24 protein-coding genes are annotated in these 26,094 nt (G+C 58.2%); 13 read left to right on the top strand and 11 right to left on the bottom strand.

Features of this window, described 5'->3' with window-relative positions; all coding sequences use genetic code 11:
• Positions 1-93: 93 nt before the first annotated feature.
• The 8 genes from IEW18_RS02880 to IEW18_RS02845 all read right to left on the bottom strand — a co-directional run bounded on the left by IEW18_RS02880 (position 94) and on the right by IEW18_RS02845 (position 7,655).
• Positions 94-663, bottom strand: a complete 570-nt coding sequence (locus tag IEW18_RS02880) for a hypothetical protein (RefSeq protein WP_188556293.1) — start codon at positions 661-663, stop codon at positions 94-96.
• A 440-nt stretch (positions 664-1,103) separates the two neighbouring features.
• Positions 1,104-1,985, bottom strand: a complete 882-nt coding sequence (locus IEW18_RS02875; protein ID WP_188556292.1) for a DUF5694 domain-containing protein — start codon at positions 1,983-1,985, stop codon at positions 1,104-1,106.
• A gap of 149 nt (positions 1,986-2,134) precedes the next feature.
• Positions 2,135-2,710 carry a DUF1572 family protein gene (locus tag IEW18_RS02870; RefSeq protein ID WP_188556291.1) on the bottom strand — a complete coding sequence of 192 codons (576 nt, stop codon included), beginning with the start codon at positions 2,708-2,710 and terminating at the stop codon, positions 2,135-2,137.
• 68 nt (positions 2,711-2,778) lie between these two features.
• Positions 2,779-3,246, bottom strand: coding sequence for a hypothetical protein (locus IEW18_RS02865; protein WP_188556290.1), 468 nt, complete (start codon positions 3,244-3,246; stop codon positions 2,779-2,781).
• 102 nt (positions 3,247-3,348) lie between these two features.
• The gene (locus tag IEW18_RS02860) at positions 3,349-3,891 is read right to left on the bottom strand and encodes a hypothetical protein (protein ID WP_188556289.1); all 543 of its coding nucleotides are present in this window, start codon (positions 3,889-3,891) and stop codon (positions 3,349-3,351) included.
• A 31-nt stretch (positions 3,892-3,922) separates the two neighbouring features.
• Positions 3,923-5,551, bottom strand: coding sequence for an acyl-CoA carboxylase subunit beta (locus IEW18_RS02855; RefSeq protein WP_188556288.1), 1,629 nt, complete (start codon positions 5,549-5,551; stop codon positions 3,923-3,925).
• Between the two features lie 211 nt (positions 5,552-5,762).
• A complete protein-coding gene (locus IEW18_RS02850) occupies positions 5,763-6,767 on the bottom strand; it encodes an MlaD family protein (RefSeq protein WP_188556287.1) in 1,005 nt (334 codons plus the stop codon).
• 72 nt (positions 6,768-6,839) lie between these two features.
• Complete coding sequence (locus IEW18_RS02845; RefSeq protein ID WP_373285692.1) at positions 6,840-7,655, bottom strand: N-acetylmuramoyl-L-alanine amidase family protein; 816 nt, start codon at positions 7,653-7,655, stop codon at positions 6,840-6,842.
• Between the two features lie 99 nt (positions 7,656-7,754).
• Between IEW18_RS02845 and IEW18_RS02840 the strand changes: the two genes are divergently transcribed.
• The 8 genes from IEW18_RS02840 (at position 7,755) to rplS (ending at position 16,146) form a co-directional block, all read left to right on the top strand.
• Positions 7,755-10,610 (top strand): putative LPS assembly protein LptD, encoded by a 2,856-nt coding sequence (locus tag IEW18_RS02840; RefSeq protein WP_188556286.1) that lies wholly within the window; start codon positions 7,755-7,757, stop codon positions 10,608-10,610.
• A 167-nt stretch (positions 10,611-10,777) separates the two neighbouring features.
• The gene (panB, locus tag IEW18_RS02835) at positions 10,778-11,593 is read left to right on the top strand and encodes a 3-methyl-2-oxobutanoate hydroxymethyltransferase (RefSeq protein ID WP_188556285.1); all 816 of its coding nucleotides are present in this window, start codon (positions 10,778-10,780) and stop codon (positions 11,591-11,593) included.
• Positions 11,594-11,722: 129 nt separating this feature from the next.
• On the top strand, positions 11,723-12,430 hold the full coding sequence (locus tag IEW18_RS02830) for an RluA family pseudouridine synthase (protein WP_188556284.1): 708 nt from the start codon (positions 11,723-11,725) through the stop codon (positions 12,428-12,430).
• 203 nt (positions 12,431-12,633) lie between these two features.
• Positions 12,634-13,389: an acyl-CoA desaturase gene (locus IEW18_RS02825; RefSeq protein WP_188556283.1), complete on the top strand. Its 756-nt coding sequence runs from the start codon at positions 12,634-12,636 to the stop codon at positions 13,387-13,389.
• Positions 13,390-13,644: 255 nt separating this feature from the next.
• The gene (locus IEW18_RS02820) at positions 13,645-14,199 is read left to right on the top strand and encodes a 30S ribosomal protein S16 (protein ID WP_188556282.1); all 555 of its coding nucleotides are present in this window, start codon (positions 13,645-13,647) and stop codon (positions 14,197-14,199) included.
• Positions 14,200-14,314: 115 nt separating this feature from the next.
• The gene (rimM, locus tag IEW18_RS02815; protein ID WP_188556281.1) at positions 14,315-14,896 is read left to right on the top strand and encodes a ribosome maturation factor RimM; all 582 of its coding nucleotides are present in this window, start codon (positions 14,315-14,317) and stop codon (positions 14,894-14,896) included.
• Between the two features lie 14 nt (positions 14,897-14,910).
• Complete coding sequence (gene trmD, locus IEW18_RS02810) at positions 14,911-15,588, top strand: tRNA (guanosine(37)-N1)-methyltransferase TrmD (protein WP_188556280.1); 678 nt, start codon at positions 14,911-14,913, stop codon at positions 15,586-15,588.
• Between the two features lie 180 nt (positions 15,589-15,768).
• On the top strand, positions 15,769-16,146 hold the full coding sequence (gene rplS, locus IEW18_RS02805) for a 50S ribosomal protein L19 (protein WP_188556279.1): 378 nt from the start codon (positions 15,769-15,771) through the stop codon (positions 16,144-16,146).
• Positions 16,147-16,254: 108 nt separating this feature from the next.
• On the opposite strand, the gene IEW18_RS02800 is transcribed toward rplS, so the two are convergent.
• On the bottom strand, positions 16,255-16,677 hold the full coding sequence (locus tag IEW18_RS02800; RefSeq protein ID WP_188556278.1) for a hypothetical protein: 423 nt from the start codon (positions 16,675-16,677) through the stop codon (positions 16,255-16,257).
• Positions 16,678-16,828: 151 nt separating this feature from the next.
• Between IEW18_RS02800 and IEW18_RS02795 the strand changes: the two genes are divergently transcribed.
• Together IEW18_RS02795 and IEW18_RS02790 are read left to right on the top strand one after the other, a co-directional pair.
• Positions 16,829-19,798 (top strand): M1 family metallopeptidase, encoded by a 2,970-nt coding sequence (locus IEW18_RS02795; RefSeq protein ID WP_188556277.1) that lies wholly within the window; start codon positions 16,829-16,831, stop codon positions 19,796-19,798.
• Positions 19,799-19,818: 20 nt separating this feature from the next.
• Entirely contained in the window at positions 19,819-20,427 is a 609-nt protein-coding gene (locus IEW18_RS02790) for an inorganic diphosphatase (RefSeq protein WP_188556276.1), read from the top strand.
• A gap of 78 nt (positions 20,428-20,505) precedes the next feature.
• On the opposite strand, the gene IEW18_RS02785 is transcribed toward IEW18_RS02790, so the two are convergent.
• Positions 20,506-21,216, bottom strand: a complete 711-nt coding sequence (locus IEW18_RS02785; RefSeq protein WP_188556275.1) for a DNA repair ATPase — start codon at positions 21,214-21,216, stop codon at positions 20,506-20,508.
• A gap of 283 nt (positions 21,217-21,499) precedes the next feature.
• Here IEW18_RS02785 and IEW18_RS02780 point away from each other — a divergent pair, with 283 nt between their 5' ends.
• The 3 genes from IEW18_RS02780 to IEW18_RS02770 all read left to right on the top strand — a co-directional run bounded on the left by IEW18_RS02780 (position 21,500) and on the right by IEW18_RS02770 (position 23,582).
• Entirely contained in the window at positions 21,500-21,907 is a 408-nt protein-coding gene (locus IEW18_RS02780) for a 6-pyruvoyl trahydropterin synthase family protein (RefSeq protein WP_188556274.1), read from the top strand.
• Positions 21,900-22,586 carry a GTP cyclohydrolase I FolE gene (gene folE, locus IEW18_RS02775; protein WP_188556273.1) on the top strand — a complete coding sequence of 229 codons (687 nt, stop codon included), beginning with the start codon at positions 21,900-21,902 and terminating at the stop codon, positions 22,584-22,586. The genes IEW18_RS02780 and folE overlap by 8 nt, the downstream gene beginning before the upstream one ends.
• A gap of 84 nt (positions 22,587-22,670) precedes the next feature.
• On the top strand, positions 22,671-23,582 hold the full coding sequence (locus IEW18_RS02770) for a TIGR01777 family oxidoreductase (protein ID WP_188556272.1): 912 nt from the start codon (positions 22,671-22,673) through the stop codon (positions 23,580-23,582).
• Positions 23,583-23,676: 94 nt separating this feature from the next.
• Here IEW18_RS02770 and IEW18_RS02765 read toward each other — a convergent pair whose 3' ends face one another.
• Complete coding sequence (locus IEW18_RS02765) at positions 23,677-26,055, bottom strand: transglycosylase domain-containing protein (protein WP_229728569.1); 2,379 nt, start codon at positions 26,053-26,055, stop codon at positions 23,677-23,679.
• Positions 26,056-26,094: the final 39 nt, after the last annotated feature.

The raw sequence follows: 26,094 nt of genomic DNA, 5'->3' as shown, positions 1-26,094 counted from the left end.
CGGTTCTGGTGCTTTCCATGGTAATACCTGCGCGGTGTTTGGCCCCTCTCCCCTACCTGCTCCCGAAGGACACTACCCTACGAACCCTGCCGCCTACCGGCTGCCGCGGCCGAGGGCGCCTGCCATGGCCAGTTCCCGCAGGGCTTCGGCGGCTTCGTATTCCAGGGCTTTGATGCGCACGGCCAGCAGGGCCTGGGCGGCCGGACCGCTGCGTTGCAGCTCCCGCCGGGCTTCTTCCAGGCGCTGCTCAACCCAGGCCTGCACCCGCTGGCGGTCAGCTGAAGCGGGCAGGTTGGCCGACAAATCAGGTAACATGTGCAGGCGCTGATAGTGCTGCGCGGCTTTTTCCTGCATCCGGACCAGCTCGCGGCGTAACCGGGCGGCTTGCTGCTGGCACTTCTTCTGATGCGCCGCCAGCGGTTCCCAGTCGGCAAGCGGGGAAGGGTAGCTTGCTGCTGCCGGCGCGCCCGGCGCCGTGCCTTTAACCAGCGCCAACGGAGGTAGCAGCTCCCGAGCGGCCAGCGGCAGGCTGCGTTGCCCCGTTTCTGCTAAGGCCACTAGCGCCCGGGAAACGCCCAACAACTCCGACATTTCCAGCTGCGACAGGTCGTAGTGGGCGCGTAACTGCGGCAACGAAGATTCAGGGGTAGGGCTGGCGGACATGCGGATCGGCGTACGTAAACGTTAGCGGGATACGTAGCCGAGCCACGAGCAGATATACCCGAAGCCCAACTTCACTACCTGGATAGAACCTGAGGTAGTTATCAACCTATTATTTCGACACTTCTTTGTCAATCCGAGCGGGAGCGAAGAAGCTGGATTATCTTCTTGTGCGTAATCCAGCTTCTTCGCTCCCGCTCGGAATGACAACATGTAAAGCTCAGCTACTATCGGATTCGTTGCGGGCAGTTCATTTCGTCTTAAACCGCACGGTACAGCCCTGCTGCAACGGGTAGCCGGTCTCTACGACTTGAAGCCGCGCCGGGTGATGACAGACTCGCTTACAGGTAGGCGGTTGCGCGTGGGGTAGCAACCACCGCGGCCAGCTTAGCCGGCTGCGCAAGCAGGTAGAGCAAGCCAAGCAGCTTGGTCGGCCGGGCAGCTTATTTCACGTAGGCGCTTACGGGAACGAGCTTATAGGCCGGATCATTGACAAATAGCTTGGGCAGCGTAGCCGCGTGGCGCTGGCCCATAATTACCAGAATGCGCTGGCCTTTTTCGCGCAGTTGGGTCGTGACGATGTTGGAATATATTTTCAGATCCCGCTCGTGGAAGATGGAAATGTACTCGGCCCCGATGTACTGCTTATTCACGTAGGCCGTGTCTACGTACCGGGCGGGCGGGTTGGTGAACGTGCCGTTTTTCACGCGGGCCGGATTCACAAACATGACCCGGTAGGTGAAATCCAGCACCGTTGGGTCGTTGATAAACAGCAGGAATTCCTTCAGGGTGGCGTTGCCTTCTTTAAACCGGGCCTCAGCCGCTTTGCCTACGCCGGAAAACTTGGCAGCGTCCGTCTGGTAGAGCTCAAAATTCTCCCCGCTCGTCAGGATGCGGTTAGAAACCGACTCGTAGTAATCGGCGGAAAAAATTCGGTTGTGGTGGAGCGTTTTACCCAGCCGATAGCCAAACTGAAACCGCTCGGCCCGGCCGTAGGGAATGTCCTCTAGCTTCACCTTATCGGTTTTGTAGAGGGTATAGAGACTATCGACGCGGGGCTGCTCCTCGGGGGTGGTTTCAATCATGATAATATCCGGCTTGAACTTCGCCAGCTGCCTGGTTAGCTGGGCCACCTCCTGCTGGCGCTGCTCACTGAGCAGATCGGCCTTGGGAAAACCCTTGTAGAAGCCCTCCTGCCCAAAGTGCGAGGAGCCCAGAATCATAAGCTGAGTTTGAGCCTTGGGCTTGTCCTGAGCAATGGCTTTCACCACGGTTTTATAGTCTTGCGCGTAGCTACTGGCAGTTGCCGCTAGAGCAACAAGCATGGTCAACAGGCTTTTTCTCATGGGTAATGGCGTGGGTGGAAATAAGTACAGAAAGGATAAGCAAGAAAGGGGTAGCCCAGGAATAAGTAGGCGCGAGGGTAATACCAGGGTAGCTTCAACGCCCGAAAAAAATGCACGACGGCCAGCCGCTACGCCTGGGGCGCGGGGTTTAAATACTCGTCGGTGAAGTGGGCCTGATGCGGAGGTTGGGCAAACTTGGTGGCGTTGTAAGCCGCCGAACTACCCCGCGGAATTGAGAGAGACTCCCAGGCTTCAGCCCGCACCATTTTGCCGATAAACACAATTTGCCCAATGTGGTAAGGGTAGTGGGCCAGCTGCCGGTTGATAGCCTCCGTAAGGCTGTGGGCCTGGTTGCGGATATACACGGGCTGGTCCCACGTAGCGGGAGTTAGCGAATCCAGGGCGGCGTACAGGCACTGCCAGCCTTCCTGCCACTTGGCCAGCACCTCGGCCCGGCTGCGCAGGTCGTTGTCGAACTCAGCCTCGCGCTGCCGCCACTCCTTTTCGCCGTCGGTGGTGAGAAAATCCGTCCAGCGCGACAACATGTTGCCCCACAAGTGCTTAACAATGGTGGCAATGCTATTGCTTTCCGGATTTACCTGCCAGAATAGCGCCTCATCGGGCAGCTGGGCCAAGGTCTGCTCCCCGAGCAGCTGGTAGTAAGCAAACTGTTTCCGGACGCTGGTCAGGTAGTCGGCAGTCATGGCGCGGGTGGTAGGCAAGCTAAAGCGCCGGAATATAGCAGCTTCCGGTTACTTGCGAGGCTCTGCCCCTACCCCAACAGTCCAGCCAGGCCCTTCACGTTCAGACGGGCAAATTTGCGCACCCGCTCAAACCGGGCGGTAGTGGCTGTCAGCTCCTCATCCTCGGGCTGCCGGGAAGGAACGTGGGTGTGGAGTAGCTCGAAAGCCGCGGCGGCAATATCCATGTAGCCCAGCAGGAGCAGGTAGAGCTGCTTTTTCTCGTCCTCGGCGTAGGCTTTGGTCCGGATGGCCTTTACCAGCGTGTCGAGCTGGGCGGTTTCGTCGGTGTACAGGTCGCGCAGGGTTAGGCGGGCGGCGTGGTAGGTAGCCAACTGCTCCTCACTGGTGGCCGCCGGGGAAAACGGAAACGCATCAACGAAAGCCGTAGCGGCCAAGAAGCCTTTCTCCGCGGCGTACACGGCGTTCAGGTGCTTTTGCAGGCTACCCCACAGGCCCGTGCGGGCTTTATCGAAAGCAGAGGCAGTTGGGTCAGTCACGCGGGGCGGGAGGTTTAAGTGGGCGGCAAAGGTACGGCACTACAGTATCTGAAACGAAATTGGCCCGCCGCACCGGGTAGTGCTGGCGGGCCGCGGCAAAAATTAAAGTTTCGTCACCTTTAAGGAAGCCATAATCTCTCTGGCTGTTGGCTGCCAAGCTACTTGGTCTTTAACCATGCAATTGAAAGTGCATAGCAGAAGTTTACCATCTACATCCGTAAGGAATATCAGATTATAAATCTCGCTGTCAATTGCCGGTGTCACCAACTCAATAAATGCCACCTTCCTGCCATTCACTTCCTCTACCCCGCTTCTTACTCCTTTCGCTGAGGGATAAAGCTTCGCGAAAGTTTGACGTAAGTTTTCCTGGTAAGCAGGTATCAACTCCTGACTAGCTTGATTTATAGTAAGGTTTAACGCGACGTTAATTCCTCCTGTGGAGTTGGTATATACTATAGTCGGACGACGCTCTGATGGATATTTCACCTTCAGCATTTGCTCTTGCATCACCTCAAATCCTTTAGGGATTTTTAACGATACCTTTTTGTCAATTAACATCTTCTCTTCCAATTCTATACCGGTAATTGCAGCCGAAAAGAAGAAGAGAGCAAGTAAATAAACTGTGATGGTGGACAGTTTTTTCATTTATGCAGACACTTAAGGAATCATATAATAATTACACCTGAATCACGCCCACATTGTACGCCTTTTCAATGGGCGCGTGATTGGCCATGCTGATGCCTTGGGAAATGACTTTACGGGTTTCCAGCGGGTCAATGATGGCATCAATCCAGAGGCGGGCGGCGGCGTAGTAGGGCGAGAGCTGCTCGTCGTAGCGGGCCTTGATGCGGTCCAGCAGCTCTTTCTCCGCCTCGGGCGTAATGACTTCGCCTTTGGCTTTCAGGGACGCTACCTGAATCTGGAGCAGGGTGTTGGCGGCGGCAGCCCCGCTCATTACGGCCAGCTGGGCCGTGGGCCAGGCCACGATGAGGCGCGGGTCGTAGGCCTTGCCGCACATGGCGTAGTTGCCGGCCCCGTAGGAGTTGCCAATGACCACCGAGAACTTCGGCACCACGGAGTTAGCCATGGCATTTACCATCTTGGCCCCGTCCTTGATGATGCCGCCGTGCTCCGACTGGGAGCCAACCATGAAGCCCGACACGTCGTGCAGGAACACCAGCGGGATGCGCTTCTGGTTGCAGTTCATGATGAAGCGCGCGGCCTTGTCGGCGGAGTCACTGTAGATAACGCCGCCCATCTGCATGGCGCCCTTCTTGGTTTTCACAATTTTGCGCTGGTTGGCCACAATGCCCACGGCCCAGCCATCAATGCGGGCCAACCCGCAAAGCAGGGTCTGGCCGTAGAGGTCCTTATAGGGCTCAAACTCCGAGTCATCTACCAGGCGACGGATAATGTCCATCATGTCGTAGGGCTTGGCGCGGTCGGCGGGCAAGAGGCCCAGGATTTCGCGGGGGTCTTCCTTAGGTAGCGCGGGCGCTTTGCGCGAGAAGCCAGCGGTAGCGTGGCCCCCCAGCTTGTCGAAGATGTTGCGGATGTGGTCCAGGCACTCTTCATCGGTCTGGAACTTGTAATCCGTAACGCCCGAAATTTCGGAGTGGGTGGTGGCCCCGCCCAGGGTTTCGTTGTCGATGGTTTCGCCAATGGCCGATTTCACGAGGTAGGAGCCCGCCAGGAACACCGAGCCGGTGCCGTCCACAATCATGGCCTCATCACTCATAATGGGCAGGTAGGCGCCGCCGGCCACGCAGGGGCCCATGATGGCGGCCAGCTGCACGATGCCCATGGAGCTCATCACGGCGTTGTTGCGGAAGATGCGGCCGAAGTGCTCCTTATCGGGGAAGATTTCGTCCTGCATGGGCAGGTATACCCCCGCCGAGTCGACGAGGTAGATGATGGGCAGCTTGTTTTCGATGCTGATTTCCTGGGCCCGCAGGTTTTTCTTGGCCGTAATCGGAAACCAGGCCCCGGCCTTTACGGTGGCGTCGTTGGCCACTACCACGCACTGACGGCCCTGTAACCAGCCAATAACTACCACTACCCCGCCGCTGGGGCAGCCGCCTTCTTCCTGGTACATGCCCTCCCCGGCAAAGGCCCCGATTTCGACGGTTTCCGAGTCTTTGTCCAGGAGGTAATCAATTCTTTCCCGGGCCGTGAGCTTGCCCTTGGATTTGTGGGCGGCAATGCGCTTTTCGCCGCCCCCGAGGGCCACGCGCTGCAAGCGTTGCTGCAATTGAAAAGTAAGCTGCTTAATGCTGTCTTCGTTTTTATTGTATTCGAGGTTCATGGGGTGGGAATGGGTGGGGTGGCGGTTCGTTCTGTCAGCTCAAGCCCAGCCCGTGACCTCATAACTGAGTGCACAGGCTATGTTCCAGCGTATTCTCGGCGCTTTGCGAGGTTCAGGCTGACAGACAAGTATTAGTAGGTGGGGCAACAAAAAAATCCGCCCCTCGCGGGGCGGATTCAAAGGTAAGAGGATTGCCGTTTGCGGCAGATACCTACTTGACAGTCGTTTTCGTTTCGGTTTCAGTTACGGCTCCGTTGGGCTTTACCGTCGTGGTTTCCACCTCCTTTTTGGTTTTGTCTTTGCCGCCCCCGAACACTGAGAAGTGCACGTAGCGCTTGGGGTTGGCTTGCAGGTCCTTAATCAGGGTATTGGAGCTCGCGGCCGTAGCGTTGAGGTTGTTGTAGAGCAGCGTGTCGCTGATGAGCTTGCCCAGGGAACCCTTCTGGTCGGTGAGGGAGCGGTTCAGGGTCGTCATGGTGCTTTGGGCTTCCGACATGGTGGCGTTGAGCTTGCGCATGGCCGGCCCCACGGGCGCGTTCTTGAGCGAGTCGCTGAGGGTAGAGAAGTTGGCCGCAATCCGGTCAAACTTAGCGCTGGTTTTGTTCAGCTCTCCGGTCAGGCGGGCCATGTTGGTAGTAATCTGGTTGATGTTGCGCTGGTTCATCAAGAGCAGATTTTTCAGGGCTTCGGTGCTACCCTGGGCGTTCTGCAGGGTAGCCTGCAGGCTTACTTTGGCGTCCTTGTTCAGGAAGCCATTCACCTTAATCAGGGTCGAGTCGACGGTGCCCAGCACGGGTAGGGCCTTGGCCTGGAAGGCGTCGGTGATGCTGGCCACGGTGTACGACTTCAGCTCCTCCCCGCCGTCGTAGACCTTGGTATTCTTGCCTAGGAACAGGGTAATGGTTTTCGAGCCCAGCAGCGAGCCGCTCAGGCTAGCCACCGTGGAGTCGCCGACGGTGACACCCTTCTGCAGCTCCACGGCCACTTTCACCCGGTTGCCTTCCTCTGGTACCAGAGTCATTTCCTTGACCTGGCCCACTTTGATGCCGTTCAGAATGACGGGGTTGCCCACGTTCAGGCCGTCCACGTTGTCATACTTCGCGTAAAATGTACGGTCCGTCGACAGGATGTTGCTGCCCTTCAAAAAGTTGAAGCCCACGACAAGCAAGGCGACAGCAACGATGCCCAACAGGGCTACTTTTATTTCTTTCGACACGGGGTCAGCAGTTGGTTGGAGAGGGAGTCGGAATCGGAAGTAGATTATCCGGTTGCATATGCCCCGGACGGGTTATTCTCCGCTGTTAGCTTCCAGCTCGTTTTTGTAGTCGCGGAAGGCGCGGTAAATACCCGAGGCCATATACGACTGATTAGCCTTATCGTTCAAGTACAATTCCTCCTGGCGGTTGGTCAGGAAGCCGGACTCAATCAGCACGGAGGGCATCGTGGATTTCCACAGCACCAGAAAGCCCGCCTGCTTTACGCCACGCGAGGGCCGGTTTACTGTGGTGCGGAACTGCCGGTCAACTTTCTGGGCAAACCGGATGCTGTTCACAATATGAGCGCTCTGGTAGAGGGAAAACAAAATGTGGCTCTGGGGCGACGTTGGGTCGAAGCCATTGTAGCGCTCCTGGTAGTTGTCTTCCTGCAGAATGACGGCGTTTTCGCGCTTAGCCACCGACAAGTTAGCGTCGGTTTTGTGCGGGCCCATGGTCCAGACCTCCGTGCCGTTGGCCGCCGGGGAGCTGGCATTGCAGTGGACGGAAATAAAGAGGTCGGCGTTATTTTTATTGGCGATGCCCGCACGGTCGGCCAGCTCCACGAACACGTCCGTTTTGCGGGTGTAGACCACCTTCACTTCAGGCATGTTTTCCTCGATCTGCCGCCCCAGGGCCAGAATTATTTTCAGGGCCACGTCGGCCTCCCGGGCCTTTACGCCGGCGCAGCCCCGGTCTTTGCCGCCGTGGCCAGCATCGAGCACAACGGTGCGCAGCCGGTACCGATACGGGGGCTGCCCGCTCCCGGCCGAAGCCTGCGGGGGGAAAGAAGTAGTAGGGCCGGCGAGAAATAACAGGGCCACCGTGCCCAGAGCGACAATATTCCGCACGGAGTTCGTTAGTTGGGGCAGCGACCAGCTACCTTTGCAAACCGCCACAAAATAAACGATAAAAACTACGTGGCCCCACTCGTGCCTGTGTACAATTCTATGGGGAGTGCGCTTTCGCCGCTAGTGCGGCTGCCGCTGCTGTTTACGCTACTGCTCAGCCTGGGCCTGCTGCGGCCGGGGCTGGCCCAGCAGCGCCCCCGCACGAGCAGCGTACCGAAAGATGTGCGGCCGGGTCCGCAAATTCTGAATGCTCCTAAGCCTGATGCTCCCGTCCGCACCGACACGACCCGGCTGGTGAGCGGCACGCCCGACTCGCTGAACGTGGCCGCGGGCGGCCGCAAGGGCGCCGTGGAAACCACCGTTAAGTACAAGGCCCAGGACTCCATCCGGTTTGAGGTGCAGAATAAGCGCGCCATCCTCTACGACAAGGCCGACGTGGACTACGGCGACATGAACCTGAAGGCGGCCCTGATTACGGTAGACTACAGCCGCAACCTGGTAACGGCCGAGGGCCGGGCCGACTCTACGGGCAAAGTGCGCGACCGTCCCTTGTTTAAGCAGGGCTCCCAGAACTACCAGGCCGGCCGCATCGACTACAACCTAAAGAGCAAGCGCGGGCGCATCACCGACGTAGTGACCCAGCAGGGCGAAGGCTACGTGCACGCCGAAACCATTAAAAAGAACGACCGGAACGAGCTATTCGGGGTGCGCGGACGCTACACTACCTGCAACCTCGAAGATCCGCACTTCTACATCAATGCCTCCAAGATGAAGGTGATTCCCGGCGAGAAAGTCGTGACGGGGCCGTTCAACCTAGTTATCGGCGACATCCCTACTCCGCTGGGCTTTTTGTTTGGCTACTTTCCTACCCCTAAAAGCAACAAGCGCGCCTCGGGCTTCATCATCCCCACATTTGGCCAGGCCGCCGACCGGGGCTTTTTCCTGCGCAACGGCGGCTACTACTGGGCGGCCAACGAACACATTGGCGTGCGCCTGACCGGCGACATCTACTCCGGTAACGCCGACCGATTTGGGGGCTGGCGCGGTACGGCGGAGGTGCAGTACATCACGCGCTACCGCTACAGTGGCTTGTTTAACTTCAATTACAGCTCCCAGCCCACTGAGCGCTTACTGGGTTCTACTGATGCCAATACCAACCCGGCTTATAACATTCCCCGCTCCTCGCGCAACTTCGCCCTGGCCTGGAATCATACGCCGGTAACTCGGCCGGGCGGCGGCCGGTTTTCGGCCAACGTGAACGTTAGCAGCAGCAACTATTTCCGGCAGAACTCCTACAACCAGCGCCTCTACCTCACGCCGGCGTTTCAGTCGAACATCAGCTACTCCAAGCAGCTGCGGAACCTACCCATCAACTACAACCTCAACCTCAGCCAAAGCCAGAACACCCAATCGGGCACCATGGACTTTACCCTGCCCGACGTGACCGTGGGCCTGGCCCGCCAGTACGTGTATGAGCTGCTGGGGCTGGAGTCGAGGGGCAGATTCTACGAGCAGGTGGCTTTTTCCTATGATTTGCGCTACCAGAACCGGCTGTCAAACTCCCTGCCGGCGCGCCAAATCAACAGCGGCGCCATTCCCCTGATTGGCGGCTCCAACCAGATTTCCTTACTCCCAATTCGCTTCAACAACCTCGATAAGCTGCTGCGCAACTCCCAGAATGGCATGCAGCACAATTTCAGCATTACTCTGGGCAGCTACACTCTGCTGAAGCACATCAACCTGAACCCAACCGTTACTTACGGCGAGAACTGGTACTTCAAGAAGCTGGATTACGAGTACATTTCCGAAGCCCGGGCACTGCGGATTGATACAGTACGGCAGTTCAACCGCCTGTACAACTTCACGGCCGGGGCCAACCTCAGCACCTCCTTTTATGGCACCGTGGTGCGCAAAGGCACCCACAAAATTCAGGCGCTTCGACACAAAGTGACGCCGAACCTTAGTTTTAACTACTCCCCAGCCCCTCGCCGGGATGACCCCGCTTTCCAAGGCGTGCAGCTGGAAGGCCTGCGGGACCCGTTAACTGGCCTACTATATTCTGAAGGGCAGGTTTACCGAGACAATCGGGGCTTTTTGCTTCCACGCTACAGTAACTCCCTGTATGCCCCGCCCACAACCACGGAGGCTCGGCGGTTAAACTTCTTCCTACAGAACTCGGTGGAAATGAAGGTGCGCAACTCCGAGGACACAACCGGCACTACCCCATTCAAGAAAGTCAGTCTCATTGACGGGCTTGACTTCAGCACGGGGTATGATTTCGTGAAGGACTCGTTCCAGCTGGACCCGTTGCAGGTGAACTTCCACACCCAGGTGGCGCGCAAGCTGGGCGTAACCATCAATGGCAACTTCGACTTCTACCAGCGGGATTCCCTGAGTCGCCCCATCAATAGCTTCTTGTGGCAGCAGAAGAACTTTCGGCTGGCGCGCCTGGCCACGGCCAACGCCTCCTTGAGCTACCAGTTTAACCCCAGCCAGGGCAACCGCAAGTCCACGATTCGCCGCGACGTAGCCCCCGTCAACGACCCATCCTTGGGCTCGCCTACCCGCATCGACCCATACGAAGATTACGTGGACTTCTCGATTCCGTGGGATTTGAGCAGCACCTTTACCTTGTCGTACGCCGACCAGGGCCCGCTGCCCGCACGGGGAAACCGCATCCGGCGCAGTGCCTATACCGCGGCCTCGCTTAACTTAAACGGCTCGGTAAAGCTTACCGAAACTCTACGCTTCGGGTTCAGTACCAACTACGACTTCGTGAATAAAACCCCGGCCTTCACGAACCTGGACATTACCAAAGACTTGCACTGCTGGCAGATTACCGGCAACTGGCGGCCGTTTGGGCCTACCCGCGGCTATTTCGTAACCATTGCCGCCAAGTCGTCGCTACTCCAAGACTTGAAGCTGAGCCGTAACAAAACCTTCCTCAATTATTAATTGAGGTTATGGGGCCTGGGGTCTTAGGGTCTTGGCTGTATGGTCCGGGCGGTGCGGGGCCGGTCTTTTTTCTAAAAAAATACGCAGCTTTGGCTTCCGGTAGGGCCAGTAACCGCCTGCCCGGCACTCAAGTCTCTACGTTCCTAGCCTCCCAAGACCCTACCTCCATGTCTCAGCACAAAGAAGTCAAACTCGTGACCACGCACCAGCTGCTGGCCATGAAGCAGCGCGGTGAGAAAATATCCATGCTCACGGCCTACGACTTCTCCATGGCGCAGATTCTGGACGGGGCAGGCGTGGATGTACTCCTCGTGGGCGACTCAGCCTCCAACGTAATGGCTGGCCACGAAACGACCCTACCCATTACCCTGGACCAGATGATTTACCACGCCCAAAGTGTGGTACGCGCCGTAAAGCGCGCGTTTGTGGTGGTGGATATGCCCTTTGGCTCCTACCAGGGCAATTCCTCGGAGGCGTTGCGCTCGGCCATCCGCATCATGAAAGAATCGGGGGGGCACGGCATCAAGCTGGAAGGCGGGGCCGAAATCAAGGACAGCATCACCCGGATTCTGACGGCGGGCATTCCCGTGATGGGCCACCTGGGCCTAACTCCCCAAAGTATTTATAAATTTGGCACCTACACCGTGCGGGCCAAAGAAGAAGCCGAGGCGCAAAAGCTTATTGAAGATGCCCTGCTGCTAGAAGAAATCGGCTGTTTTGCTCTCGTGCTAGAAAAAATACCGTCCAGCTTGGCCAAGCAGGTAGCCGCTAAGCTCACCATTCCGGTTATTGGCATTGGTGCGGGCCCCGACGTAGACGGGCAGGTGTTGGTCGTGCACGACATGCTGGGCATTACCAAGGAGTTCAAGCCCCGCTTCCTGCGCCGCTACGCCGACCTGGGCAACCTCATGCACGATGCCGTGCAGCGCTACATCCAGGACGTAAAGTCCCGCGACTTCCCAAGCCAGGATGAAGCGTATTGATCTTAATTAATAATGAGTAATTAATAATTACTAATTCGGATTGCTTTTGCCCACTTTGCCGCGTTTTTACGCCTTCAAAGCGCTTTCTCAATTCTTGATTACTAATTATTAATTAGTAATTCCTTACAAGTGAATCGTCCGAATTTGTGGTCGGAGCGGAAGGAAATTCTGTTCGAAGACAACCACCTACTCATCATTAACAAACCGGCCGGCCTGCTCGTGCAAGGCGATGCTACCGGCGACGAGCCGCTTTCGGCCAAGGCCGAAGAATACCTGCGCTTCAAGTATAAGAAGCCCGGCGCCGCCTTCGTGGGCGTGGCCCACCGCCTCGACCGGCCCGTGAGTGGGGTAGTGGCCTTGGCCAAAACCAGCAAGGCCCTGAGTCGGCTGAACGAAATGTTCCGCGACAACAAGGTGCACAAAACCTACTGGGCCCTGACCGGCAAATGTCCGGAGCCAACCACCGGCCACCTCACCCACTGGCTGGTCAAGGATCCTATTCGCAACACCACCAAGGCCTACACCGAGCGCCACGGCCAGGGCCTAAAATCGGAGCTGGACTATCAGGTGCTGGGCCAGGCCGGTTCGCGCTGGCTGGTGCAGGTGAACCCCATTACCGGCCGGCCCCACCAGATTCGGGTGCAGCTGAGTTCCGGTCTGGGCACGCCCATCGTCGGCGACGTGAAGTACGGGTTTCTGGCTCCCCTGCCCGATGTCAGCATTGCCTTGCACGCCCGCCAGCTGGAGTTTCAGCACCCCGTAACCAAGGAGGAAATGTGCTTTAGGGCTCCCCTCCCCGACGTAGCGCACTGGGAAGCTGCCGAAGCGTACTACTAAGCTCTCTGGCGACGCCATCTGAGGACGGGACTTTTGGCTGGGCAAGCCTGAATAACATTATGGCCTTTTAGCCGGCGCAATTGCACCTGGGACAGGTGTGGCCGTAGTTTTGCAAAACGGTGGCTGAACTAAAGCCCGGCTTTTGCGCTTAGCGCGTTGAGGCTTCGGCCGCTTCTGGTTTCGACCTCTAACTTTTTGCCCCTATGGCGATACTCTTCTTTTTCGTAGCGCACTACTACCTGTCGCTCTTCACGCAGACGTTCTACCTGCACCGGTACGCAGCCCACAAGATGTTCACGATGAACAAGTTTTGGGAGAAGTTCTTCTTCCTGTTCACCTACATCTGCCAGGGCTCGTCTTTCCTCTCGCCCCGGGCCTACGCGCTGCTCCACCGCATGCACCACGCGTATTCTGATACGGAACTGGACCCGCACTCCCCGTTGTATTCGTCCAACGCTTTCACCATGATGTGGAAGACCAAGAACATTTACAATGCCGTGCTCAACCGCAACTATGCGGCCGCTGAGCGCTTCGAGGGCGACTACCCCGAGTGGGACGCCATTGAGAAGCTGGGCGACAAGTGGTATTCCCGCATTGGCTGGGGCGCCCTCTACGTGCTGTTCTACGTGCAATTTGCTACGGCGTGGTGGCAGTTTCTGCTGCTACCCCTGCACTTTCTGATGGGCCCAATCCACGGCGCTATTGTGAACTGGGGCGGCCACAAGTACGGCTACCAGAACTTCGACAACCACGACCACTCCAAGAATACGCTGCCCTTCGACTTCCTGGCGTTTGGCGAGCTGTTCCAGAACAACCACCACAAGCTGCCCATGCGCGTCAATTTCGGCGTGAAGAAGTGGGAGCTGGACCCTACCTACATGTTTATCTGGGGACTAGATAAGATTGGGGTAGTAAAAGTAAAGCGCAAGTGGCAGGAGCCAGTGAACATGGCGGCGTAGCCGATCAGTGAAGTAGTAGAAGGTGAAATATTGAGCTGTAACTCACCTTGGATACAGGAGTAAGCCCTTTGTGCGTAGGCCCGAAGGGCTTATTCTTTTTCAGGGTTTTCGGGCTGTGCTAGCTATTGAGCGCCTTTTCCCGCGCACGCCTACCGGTGTTCATAACTTCACCTTTCACAACTCCGCCTTTTGCCTTACCTTTGCACCTCATTTTCAACCAGACGCACGGGATGCGTCGCTTAACCAAACCGGTTTATGGCAGTTAAAATCCGCCTCGCCCGTCGTGGCCGCAAAAAGGCCGCTCAGTTCGACATCGTTGTTGCCGACTCCCGCTCGCCCCGCGACGGCCGCTTCATCGAGAAAATCGGTACCTACAACCCCCAGACCAACCCCGCTACCATCAACTTCGATGGTGACAAGGCGTTCGACTGGATTATGAAGGGTGCCCAGCCCACGGATACCGTGCGTGCTATGCTTTCTTACCGGGGCGTGCTCTACCGCAAGCACCTGCAACTCGGCGTAATCAAAGGCGCCATCTCGCAGGACGTTGCTGACCAGCGCTTCACCGACTGGAAAGAGCAGAAAGATGCTAAAATCGAAGGCAAGCGCACTAGCCTGGGCACTGCCAAGGAGGAAGCTCGTCAGCAGCGTCTGGCCGCCGAAACCAAGGTAAACGAAGCTCGTGCTGAAGCTCAGCGCGCCAAGCAGGCTGCTCTGGAGGCCGCTAACGCTCCGGCTGCTCCGGCCGCCGAAGGCGAAACGACCGACGCAGAAGCTTCGGCCGAAACCACTGAGGAAGCTGGCGCCTAATTTCAGGCTCACGTAAGAAGGTGATGAGGTACTAAAGGCGTGCTGCTGGTTTTACCTGGCTACCCTTTCCTACCTCATCACCTTTGCGCGTTTCCCCTCCTCATCCTTCCCCGCCATGACTCTCGACGACTGCTACGAGCTGGGTTCGGTGGTAAAGCCCCATGGCCTGAAAGGCTTTGTGGTGGCCGCCTTCGACGTAGACAACCTCGACGATTACCGCAAGCTGAAATCCGTGCTGGTGGAGTTGCCCACTGCCCCGGGTAAGCTCACGGACTACGCCGTGGAAAAGCTCCAGCCGCAAAGCGACGCGCGGGCCCTGCTTAAATTCAAAGGCATCGACCGAATTGAAGATGCCGAGCCGCTGCGCAACGCCAAGCTCTGGCGCCCATTGACGGAGTTGCCGAATTTAGCAGAAGACCAGTTCTACTTCCATGATGTTGTCGGCTACCTGGTAGTCGATGAGCAGTTGGGAGAGCTGGGCACGGTAGAAACCTTCTACGAGCTGCCCCAGCAGGACGTGTTGTCGATGCGCTACCAGGGAGTTGAAGTACTTATTCCGGTGGTAGATGAACTGGTGAAGCAGGCCGATCAGGCCGCGCGGAAGCTGTTCGTGAACCTGCCGGAGGGTTTGCTCGACGTGTACCTGACGCCCGCCTCCCGGGAGCGGGATGAGCCCGACGAATTCGTAGAGCCGTAGTTCGTTCTGTTTCCATGCGTATTGACATTGTCACGTGCCAGCCGGATTTGCTGGTCAGCCCCTTTGCTCATTCCATCGTGAAGCGGGCACAGGATAAAGGCTTGGCCGAAATTCATCTGCACGACCTGCGCCGCTACGCCATTAACAAACACGGTCAGATTGATGACTACGTGTTTGGGGGCGGGGCTGGCATGGTACTGCGCGTGGAACCCATTGCCGCCTGTTTCGATGAGCTGCTGGCGCAACGTTCCCCGTCGGGCGTCATTTACATGACGCCCGACGGGGAAACGCTCCGTCAGCCGCTCGTGAATCGGTTGTCATTGGCCGGTAATCTGCTCATTCTCTGCGGCCACTACAAGGGCGTTGACGAGCGAATCCGCCAGGCCTACATCACCCACGAAATCAGCGTTGGCGACTACGTTCTGAGCGGGGGCGAGCTTGGCGCTGCCATTCTGGTGGATGCGGTAGTGCGGCTGTTGCCTGGCGTGCTGGGCAACGAAGAATCCGCCCTCAGCGACTCCTTTCAGGACAACCTGCTGGCGCCGCCGGTGTACACCCGCCCGGCCGAATGGCGGGGCTTACCGGTACCAGAAATTCTGCTCTCGGGCAACACCCCGAAAATAGACGTCTGGCGCCATGAGCAAGCCCTGGTCCGCACCCAACAGCGCCGGCCGGATTTATTGCAAGAGTGAGCTTGCGCAATTGTGAAGAGCGAATCTGCTGCGCTGCACCCGTAAGTGACGCAAGCAGAACGACAAACTCACAATTTCACCAACTCACAATTTCACAATTTCAAAATAGAGGGCTATATTTGCGCCTCTTTACCCGAAACCCTTCGGACGGCGCGGCCGTCCTTCACAGTTTTTCCAGCCATGAGCGTACTACTCGATTTTATCCAGCAGGAATCCCAGGAGCGCCGCGCCAGCTTCCCCCAATTTGCCGCCGGTGACACCATCAATGTCCACGTGAAAATTCGCGAGGGCAACAAGGAGCGCATTCAGCAGTTCCAGGGCGTCGTTATCCAGCGCAAGAACACCAACTCGAACGGCGAAACCTTCACGGTTCGTAAGATTTCAAACCAAATCGGCACTGAGCGTATTTTCCCCCTCCTGTCACCTAACATCGACAAGATCGAGGTGGTGCGCCGCGGTAAAGTACGTCGTGCTCGTCTGTTCTACCTGCGTGGCCTGTCGGGCAAAGCTGCTCGTATCAAAGAAAAGCGTGCTACCGTAGCCAAGGCTACTGCTTAAGCTGTACCGCTTTCCTGCTTATAAAAAACAGCCGGCTCTCCTTGCGGAGGGCCGGCTGTTTTGTTTCTGGCTTTGAGCTATAAGGGGCGCCGCAGCCCAATCAACGACTTAGGATTTTTGCGACGAGTTCTGCTGCAGGTCCTGCTCGGGGCTCGACTGGCCACCGCGCATTTGCTTGGCGGCAGCGCTGAGCGCTTCACCCAGGTTGGCTACCCGCTGGGCGGTATTCGGGTTTTCGGCAAATACGGCTGCCTTGGCAGTATTAGTGCCCAAGCGGCTCAGAAGCTGGCCCACCAGGTCTTTGTCAATAGTGCCGCCGCCGAAGTGCGCTTTCAGCGCCTGCATGTCCACCACAATCTGGTGCAGCTCGGGGTTGTTCACGTCTTTGAGGTCCTCAATCCAGCGCTGGAAATGGTTGTCGAGGCCCGACTTGGTGGCTTCTTCCTGCAAGTTGCCGGTCAGAATGCCTACGGCGCCGTCGAGGTGGTTTTGGTGTTGGGTATCGTCCTTGGGAATCTTGTGGAAAGACATAGTGTGAATGGTTAAGCTGCCGCCAGCAGCGGCACAGTTGGGAATATTCGTGCAAACGCGGCTGTGTGGCAAAGGTTGTGGCCCATGTTCCGGTCTGAAGGGCTACTTTCGCCTTCCCATGCCACCACCCAATCCCCTTTCCTCGTACCGCATGAAAAGATGTATAAGCCTGTGGGGCCTAGCCATTCTACCCATAGTAAGCTACGCCCAGCGTGCTACCCCCACCTGGCAGCAGCAAGCCAACTACTCCATCGACGTCACCCTGGACGACCGGCAGCACACGCTCAGCGGCCGGGAGGAGCTGGTGTACACGAATAACTCGCCGGATGCGCTGCCCTACATCTGGTTTCACCTCTGGCCTAATGCTTACCGCGACAACAGCACGGCCTTTGCCCGCCAGCAGCTGCGGAACGGCAGCCGCAAGTTTCAGTTTGCCACGCCCGAGCAGCGCGGCTTCATCGATGGCCTGGCTTTTCAGGTAAACGGCCAGCCGGCTACCCTGCAGTACGATGCCGGCAGCCCCGACATGGCCAAGCTGATTTTGCCCCAGCCCCTGGCTCCCGGCGCCAGCATTACCATTACCACGCCGTTCCGGGTCAAGATTCCGGATTCCTTTTCCCGTTTCGGTCACGTTGAGCAGAGCTACCAGATAACCCAGTGGTACCCCAAGCCCGCCGTGTACGACCGCAAAGGCTGGCACCAGATGCCCTACCTCGACCAGGGCGAATTCTACTCGGAGTTTGGCTCGTTTGATGTGCGCATTACCTTGCCGGCCAACTACGTGGTAGGCGCCACCGGCGTACTGCAAAACCCCGATGAGCAACAGCGCCTCGACCAGCTGGCCGCTGCCACGGCCGGTAAGAAAACCCAGAAGGATTTCGGCGACGACCTGAAGTTCCCGGCGTCCTCCTCCGATACCAAAACCCTGCGCTACGTGCAGGACCGGGTGCACGATTTCGCCTGGTTTGCCGACAAGCGCTTTAACGTGCTTAAAAGCGGCGTCACGCTACCCTCGGGCCGGCAGGTGACTTCCTGGGTTTTGTTTACCAACAAGGACGCCGAAAAGTGGATTAAAGGTCTTACCGATGTAAACAAGGCTCTTACCTCCTACTCTGAGTGGGTAGGCGAATACCCCTACGCCTCCGCTACGGCTGTGGATGGGGCCCTGAGTGCGGGCTCCGGCATGGAATACCCCATGGTAACCGTGACCCAACCTTCGGCCATTGTGCACGAGGTAGGCCACAATTGGCTTCACGGCATCCTGGGTTCCAATGAGCGGGACTTTCCCTGGCTTGATGAGGGCGTAAACTCCTACGTGGAAAACCGCGTGGCAGAGCGCGAAAATCCGACGGCCGGGCAGCTGGAATTTCTGGTGAAGTCGCCGCGCCTGGCCCGCACACTGGGCGTTGATGGCCTGCCGGCTGCGGCCCTGAACCAGGTGCCCTTCCAGGCACTAGCCTCGCGGGGCCTCGACCAGCCGGTTAGCGGAATTTCTTCCGCCCAGTATGGCAAGCTGAACTACGGGCTGATTGTGTACGGCAAAACCGCCGCCCTGCTACGCTACCTGGCCGGGTACTTAGGCCAGGAGAAGTTCGACGCGGCCATGCACGCCTACTACCAGCGCTGGCAGTTCCGCCACCCCTACCCCGAGGACATGCAGGCCGTGTTCGAGGAAACCAGCGGCCAGAAGCTGGATTGGTTTTTCCGCGACATGCTCACGACCCAAAACCGCTACGAAGCCGCCGTATCCGACCTGCTGGTGCAGAATGAGACGGTGAAAGTACTGGTGCGCAACGATTCGCCCGCGCCGTTTGCCGTGCCCGTTGCTACTCTCGATGCCCAGGGCAACGTGTTGGAAACGCAGTGGACGCCCGTGTTTGGCGGCACCGAAGACGATGAGCAGGATGAAACCCAACTTAACTTCCGCCGGGCCGGCGTGGCCAGCGTAGTCGTGGACCCCGGCTACCTCACGCCCCAGCTCAACCGCCGCGACGACCGGATGAACCTTAGCGGCTCATTCAAGACCTGGGAGCCCCTGCGCCTGAAGCCCCTGGCCAGCCTGGAACGCTGGGACCGGAACACCATCAACTGGCTGCCGGTACTAGGGGCCAACACCTCCGACAAGTTCATGCTGGGGGCCGCCTTTTACAACAACGCGCTGGCGCCTAAACGGCTCAACTACCTGGCCATGCCCATGTACAGTTTTAACCGCAACGAGCTGAACGGTATTGGCACCCTGAGTTTGAACGTGCTGCCGCGTACGGTAGCGCGCCAGCTGCTCACAGGCATTCAGGTGCAGCGTTTTGAGCGCTACCGCAAGATAGAGCCCAGCATTACGCTGCTGCTGCCCCACTCGGCCTTCAACCAGCCCCAGCATTTACTGCGCTTTGCCAACACCACCGTGCGCAACCAAGACCTGGGCCAAACCAGCAGCTTCCAGACCCTGGAGTACCAGGTGCAACACAAAAACGCCTTGCAAAGCTGGGGCGCGCACGTCGAGTTCAACTACATGACGCCCAATGTCGATGTGGACAACACTGACCGGGAGGCTGCCCTGCTCCGGGCCACGGCTACCTACAGCCGTTACTACAGCGCCAAGAAGCAGATCCGGGCCCGCTTGTTTGGAGGTAGATTCCTGAAATCCGGGGCCGAAAACGACTTCATCATTGGCCTGAGCGGTAGCCCCGACTACCGCCGCCAAACGGCCTTCCTGGACCGGCAGCAGATTTCCGATACCTACACGGCCCAGCGTCACCAAACCGACGACCGGGACGGCGCATTCAAAGCCTACCTACCCGTCGGCAGCCGGCGGTGGCTCAGCACCCTGGGCGTAGAAGCCGACCTGCCCGTAACTTCCCTGGCCGTTTTTGCCGATTTAGGGGCCACCAAGGAGTTTCAGACCGTAGGCCCCGGCTTGGGGGCCCAGCGCCTGTACTACGACGCGGGCCTGGTAGTGCCCATTGCCAAGAACATCCTGCGGCTTTACCTGCCTGTCGCTGGCTCGCAATATGCTGACGGCCTGCCCAGCAGCCGCAAGGACTTTACCGACCGAATCCGCTTCGTGCTGCACTTGGAGGAACTGAACCCCTTCCGGATTTTAAACGAACAGTTAGCGCAGTAGCAGTTGTAGCCCTGGAATTCATGCGTGTGCGTTGGTTTCTACTCCTGACCGTAATAAGCGCCGCTTCGCTGGCAGGCTGCCAAACGGATTATGCCGACCTGCCTACGTTTTCAGCCGAGCACAAGCTGTTGCAGGTGGTGGTGGAAATGCCCGCTGGCACCAACCACGAGCAGCGCTACCACGCCCAAACGCATGAATTCCAGCCGCTGCAGCGGGCCGGCTCCGACCAGCTCATTGAGTTCCTGCCCGTGCCGGGCAACCTCGGCTTTGTTCCGGGCACCAAAGTCAGCGCGGCCGGCCGGCCCCAGGAAGCTGACGAGCCCGTGCCGGCGCTGGTGCTGGCCGAAAGTCAGCCTGCGGGCAGCGTGCTGGAGGTAGTCCCCGTGGCCCTGCTGCTGCTCGACGTGAACGGGACCCTGCAGCAGCTGGTCGTGGCAGTTCCGGCGCGACCGGCCCAGCGCATCCTGCCAGATGTCACGGACTGGGCCACCCTGAACCGCCGCTACCCGGGCGTGCGCCAGTCGCTGAGCTTGTGGTTCCAGCACCGGGGCCGACCCGGAGAGACCCGCATTGCCGGCTGGAAAGACGAGAAGGCCGCGGATCAGTACATTCGTCGCTGGCTGCAATAGCAGCACTGTATAGCAACAAAAAGCCCCGCCTGATAGCAGGCGGGGCTTTTTGCTTACAAGTAAAAATCGGCGGACCGACTACTCAATCTTGTTCATGCGCTCCTTCACGGCCTCCAGGGCTACGCGCATGTTCACAATGTCGGCGCGGGCAGCTTCCTGCTCCTTCAGGTTCATATCCACCTGGTTGTTGTACTGCTGCAGTTCAGCGGCGTTCTGGGCCAGCTGCTGCTGAATTTCGATTTTACGCGCTTTGTTTTTCTCGATGTCTTTCTTAATGGCATCCGCCTTCGAGATAACCGCCATGTGGTTGTTCTGCGACGACACGAGGGCTTTCTCAGCTTCAGCAACCTGTACGGCCAAGTCTTCGCGGTAGAGCTTGCGGGCGAAGTCTTTCAGGTAGCCTTCGGCAGCTTTCCACTGCACCGGCGTCGACTCTTTTCCCAGGTATGCGTTACCCAAGTCAATCGACCACCAGATGGTAGTACCGGTAGGAACGGCGTCTACTTTGCTGATTACGCGTACTGGCGTCTTGGAAACGGCGTCAATCACGACTCCGTCCATGGTGTATACGCCTTTGTCCGCTTTTACTTTGCTACCGAACTGCTCGTCCAGCTGCTTTTTCCAGGAGTCTTCCACGCGCTTGCTATCCAGCTGCACAGAAACCCGCTGCCCCTTACGCGGAATGCCTTTTACGGCCATGTCCGTTTCATCAACCGGCGACTTTTGCGCGAAGCTAGTCACCGATGTTGCCAACATCAGCAGCAAAGAAAAGAGTACGCCTCGTTTCATAGGAAATGAAATAAGTTGAGAAGAAAATGATTTGCAGGTATGACCGTCGGGTAAACGAACTCCGACTCATCAAATTTAACTAGCCTGCCAGCATCTCACCAGACCGCGGATTGTTTTTTTTGAAGAAAACTGACTTTTGTTAGAAAATTAATATTCATAATCGTTTATATACCAGATAATGGCATCTATTCCTGTTGAGCTAGGCTATCTTGGCTGAGCCAACTACTTGATATTCTCTATACTTTCTGAAACAAAAGCAGCTCCCGCCAGTTTAATCCCGACTATGCCTATCACTGTTTGCCGCAAGGAACACTTCAACGCTGCCCACCGCCTGCACAACCCTGCCTGGAATGATGAGCAGAACCAAATTACGTTTGGCAAGTGCAATAACCCTCATTATCACGGCCATAACTACGAGCTCATTGTACGTTTGACCGGCGACATTGACCCCGCTACGGGCTACGTGTATGATATGAAGCGGTTGAGCGACCTGATCAAGCGCGAGATTCTGGATACCTTTGACCACCGAAATCTGAATCTGGACACGGAGGAATTCCGCCACCTGAACCCCACGGCTGAAAATATTGCCATCGTGATTTGGAACCGGCTACGCCCGCACGTGGAAGAGCACCTGACCATGTCGGTTACGCTGTACGAGACCGAACGCAATTTTGTAGAATACCATGGATAACCCCGCTGCTGCAGCCTCCCCCGCGGATGGCACCGCAGCCCGCCCCGCCATCGACGTAGAGTTGCCAGCCGATTTGCGCACCCCCCTTCGGGCTGACGCCTTCCAGCTCAGCGACGACGAAAAGATTGCCGCTATTGCCGAGCACTTCCGCGACATCATGCAGATTCTGGGGCTGGACCTCACGGATGACAGCCTGAGCGGCACGCCCAAGCGCGTGGCCAAAATGTACGTGCAGGAATGGTTTAAAGGCCTCGACCCCAAGCATCGGCCCGATGTGAAGCTGTTCGAGAACCGCTACCAGTACCGGAATATGCTGGTGGAGCGCGACATTACGCTGTTTTCCTGCTGTGAGCACCACTTCGTTCCCATTATTGGCAAGGCCCACGTGGCCTACCTGCCGGGTGAACACGTGGTGGGCCTAAGCAAGCTCAACCGAGTAGTGCAGTATTTTGCCCGCCGCCCCCAGGTGCAGGAGCGCCTCACCCGCCAGATTGCGGAGGAGCTAAAGACTACCCTTCGCAGCGACGACGTAGCCGTACTCATTGAGGCCGACCACTTGTGCGTGATGAGCCGGGGCGTGAATGACACGAGCAGCAGCACCCTAACGGCGGAATACAGCGGCGCCTTCGCCCGCGACGAAGCCTTGCGCGCAGAGTTCCTGCGGCTGATTGGCAAATAAAAAGCTGTTAGCTTTCCCTTCGCTTTCCAACTCTCCGTTTAAAGTCCTGGCGCCCCCTTGGTGCCGGGCTACCTGTTCTCTTCCATGTCGCGCAAAGTTTTGATTACCGGGGGCACCGGCATGATTGGCACCCGCCTCGCCGAAATGCTGATTGATGCCGGGTACGAAGTAGCCCTGCTGAGCCGCACTCCCGGCAGCGGCCGTTACCGCAGCTTCCGCTGGGACCCCTTGGCTGAAACCATTGATGAAGCGGCCGTACCCTACGCCGATTACATCATCAACCTGGCCGGCAGCAGCGTTTCGGATGGGAAATGGACCCAGGAACGCAAGCGCGAAATCCTCTCGAGCCGACTAGCCGGCACGCAGCTAATGGCCCGGGAGCTGGCCAAAGGCTCGCACCACGTCCAGACCTTTATTTCAGCGTCGGCCATCGGCATTTACGGCGACCGGGACGACCAGATTGTAACGGAAGAAACTGCCCCGGCCCCCGATGATTTCCTGGCCGAAGTGTGCCAGCAGTGGGAAGCAGCGGCCCATAACGTAGCCGCCGACGGAATTCGCACCGCCATCTTTCGGATAGGCATTGTACTCAGCCCGGAAGGCGGCGCGCTGGTGCCCCTGGCTCGTACCGTAAAGCTGATGGCGGGTGCCCCGCTGGGCTCCGGCAAGCAGTACATGTCCTGGATTCACCTCGACGATTTGTGCCGCCTGTTTATTCAGGCCATGGAGGAGTCCCAGTGGCAGGGCACGTACAATGCCGTGTCGCCTAACCCCGTTACCAACAAGGAGTTCACCGAAACCCTGGCCGCCGTGCTGCACCGCCCCCTGGTGCTACCCAAAGTGCCGGAGTTTGGGCTGAAGCTGATGATGGGCGAGATGAGCGAAATTGTGTTGGCCAGCCAACGGGTAAGCGCCGAAAAGACCCTGAAGCAAGGATTCAAATTTGAGTTTCCTACCCTGCGAGCCGCCCTGGAATCGTTTTATGGGGAAGAGTAGAGGCTTATTCCGCTAGTCATGCAAAAGGCCCCGGTTATCATAACCGGGGCCTTTTGCATGACTAGCAGGCTTGCCAGGTGATAGGTGATACGAGCTACAGACTATCTGGTATCGGGACGGTGCCGTTGTTCAGGTTTTCCAGCAGGTTGTCGACGACGATGGTGTCCACGGTTTCGGCCTCGCGGCGGCGGCGCGGCTCAGCAGTTACGCAGACGTATTTCTTGCTGATTTTGACGGTGGGCTGCGGGAAGGGTCCCATGCGGATGTCCAACTCGGGGTCCTGGTAGAGCTTTTCCATGTAGGTGCCGAAGATGGGCAAGGCCGTGCGGCCGCCCTCGCCCTGCTGGGAGTTCAGGAAGTGAATGCTCCGGTCCTCGCCCCCTACCCACACGCCCGTTACCAAATCCTTAGTGACGCCCATGTACCAGCCGTCGGAGTAGTTGCTGGTAGTGCCGGTTTTGCCCCCGATCTGGTTGTTTTTGCGCCACAGCTCGTAGTCCCAGAGAGCCTGGGAAGTGCCGCCGGGCTCCTCCATGCCCCCGCGCAGCATATAGGTCATCAGCCAGGCCGTTTCGGCCGGAATCACGCGCTTCTGCTGGGGGTCGAACTGTACGATGACGTTGCCGTTGCGGTCCTCAATGCGCGTAACCAGCATGGGCTCGGGCCGGAAGCCCTGGTTAACGAAGGTGCTGTAGGCATTCACCATTTCGTATACGCTCACGTCGCCGCCCGAGCCCAGGCCGATGCTGGGTACCGGCAGCAGCTTGCTCCGGATACCGACTTTGTTGGCGTACTTGGCCACGTTCTCCCAGCCTACTTTCTCGGTGAGCTGAGCCGTGACGGAGTTCACGGAGCGGGCCATGGCGTAGCGCAGGGTCATGTTCATGCCGGTGTACTCGCGGGTCACGTTGTCGGGCTTCCACTCCATGGGCTGGCCGTTTTCCACGTAGTTAATGGTCACCCGCTCATCCCGGATTCGGTCGCAGGGCGAGTAGCCGTTGTCGAGGGCCGTGAGGTAGACGAAGGGCTTGAAGGTAGAGCCGGCCTGGCGCTTGCCTTGGCGCACGTGGTCGTATTGGAAAAAGCGGTAGTTGAGGCCGCCCACCCAGGCCTTGATCTGGCCGGTGAAGGGGTCCATGGTCATCATGCCCGCGTGCAGGAAGTGCTTGTAGTAAGCCAGCGAATCCAGCGGCGACATCACCAGGGTAGTATCCCCGTCGCCCTTCCAGGTGAAGACCTTCATGGGGCGCTTGCGGTGCAGGGCTGAGTCGAGCAAGTCGGGGCGGCCCTGGTAACGGGCGGCCAGCTCCTTGTACTGCTCGGTGCGCTTCATCTGGGTTTCGATGAAGTTGGGAATCTCGTTGCCGTCCTCGTCTACCCAGGGGTCTTTGCCCCGGTTGCGCCAGAAGTTGTCGAAGGTGCGCTGCAAGGTCTTCATCTTCTTCTGCACCGCCTCCTCGGCGTAGCCCTGCATCCGGGAGTCAATGGTGGTGTAGATGCGCAGTCCGTCGCGGTACATATCGTAGCCGTTCTTTTTGCACCACTCGTTTACAAACTGGCTCACGGCCCCGCGGAAGTAGGTTTCGGGCCCATCGACGTGCTTTTCTACCTGGTACTGCAGCACGATGGGCGTGGCTTGCTCCGTTTTCACCTGTTCCGGCGTCAGTACGCCGGCCTGGCCCATGCGCGTGAGCACCAGGTCGCGGCGCTTGCGGGAAGCGGCGGGGTGAAACTTGGGGTTATACGCGGTCGGATTGTTGAGCATGCCCACCAGGGTAGCAGCCTGCTCGATAGTCAGGCTGTCGGGCGAGGTGCTGTAGAAGGTTTTGGCGGCCACCTTAATACCGTAGGCCTGGGAGCCGTACTCCACGGTGTTGAAGTAAAGGGCCAGGATTTCATCTTTGGTGTAGCGGCGCTCCAGCTCCACGGCCGTCAGCCACTCCTTGGTTTTGCTAATGATGGTGCCCACCAGCGGCAGGTGGCCCAGCAGACCAGTATTTTCCTTGCGGCGGGTTTTGTAGAGGTTTTTGGCCAGCTGTTGGGTGATGGTGGAGCCCCCGCCCCCGCTGCCGCCGGTAGCGGCGCCCAGCACGGCCCGGGCAATGGCCTTGGGGTCGATGCCGGAGTGGTCTTGGTAGCGCACGTCCTCGGTAGCCACCAGGGCCTTGATCAGCCAGGGCGACATCTTGCTGAGCGGCACCGGGGAACGGTTTTCGCGGAAGTAGCGGCCTATGTGTACGCCATCGGCGGTATACACCTCGGAGGGCTGCTCCACGCGAGGGTTTTCCAGCTCCTCCAGGCTCGGCGACTTACCAAACAGGAACAGAAAGTTCATACTCACCAGAATGGGGTAGAGCAGAAAAGTACCGGCTCCCAGCACAAAAATCCCCCACAGGGTACGGGAAAGGATGTTAGGCCAACGGCGGGGCGGTGGGGCCGGGGAAGTTGTTTTCGACGACTGAGGAGCAGACATGCAGAGCGCAGTGAGGCAGGCGAAGCCAGGCGAGCCGGC

This window comes from Hymenobacter glacieicola, from assembly GCF_014640315.1.
In the GTDB taxonomy this organism is placed as follows: domain Bacteria; phylum Bacteroidota; class Bacteroidia; order Cytophagales; family Hymenobacteraceae; genus Hymenobacter; species Hymenobacter glacieicola.
The sequence above is the reverse complement of the archived record's forward strand: the minus strand, read 5'-3'. Positions and strand labels throughout refer to the sequence as shown.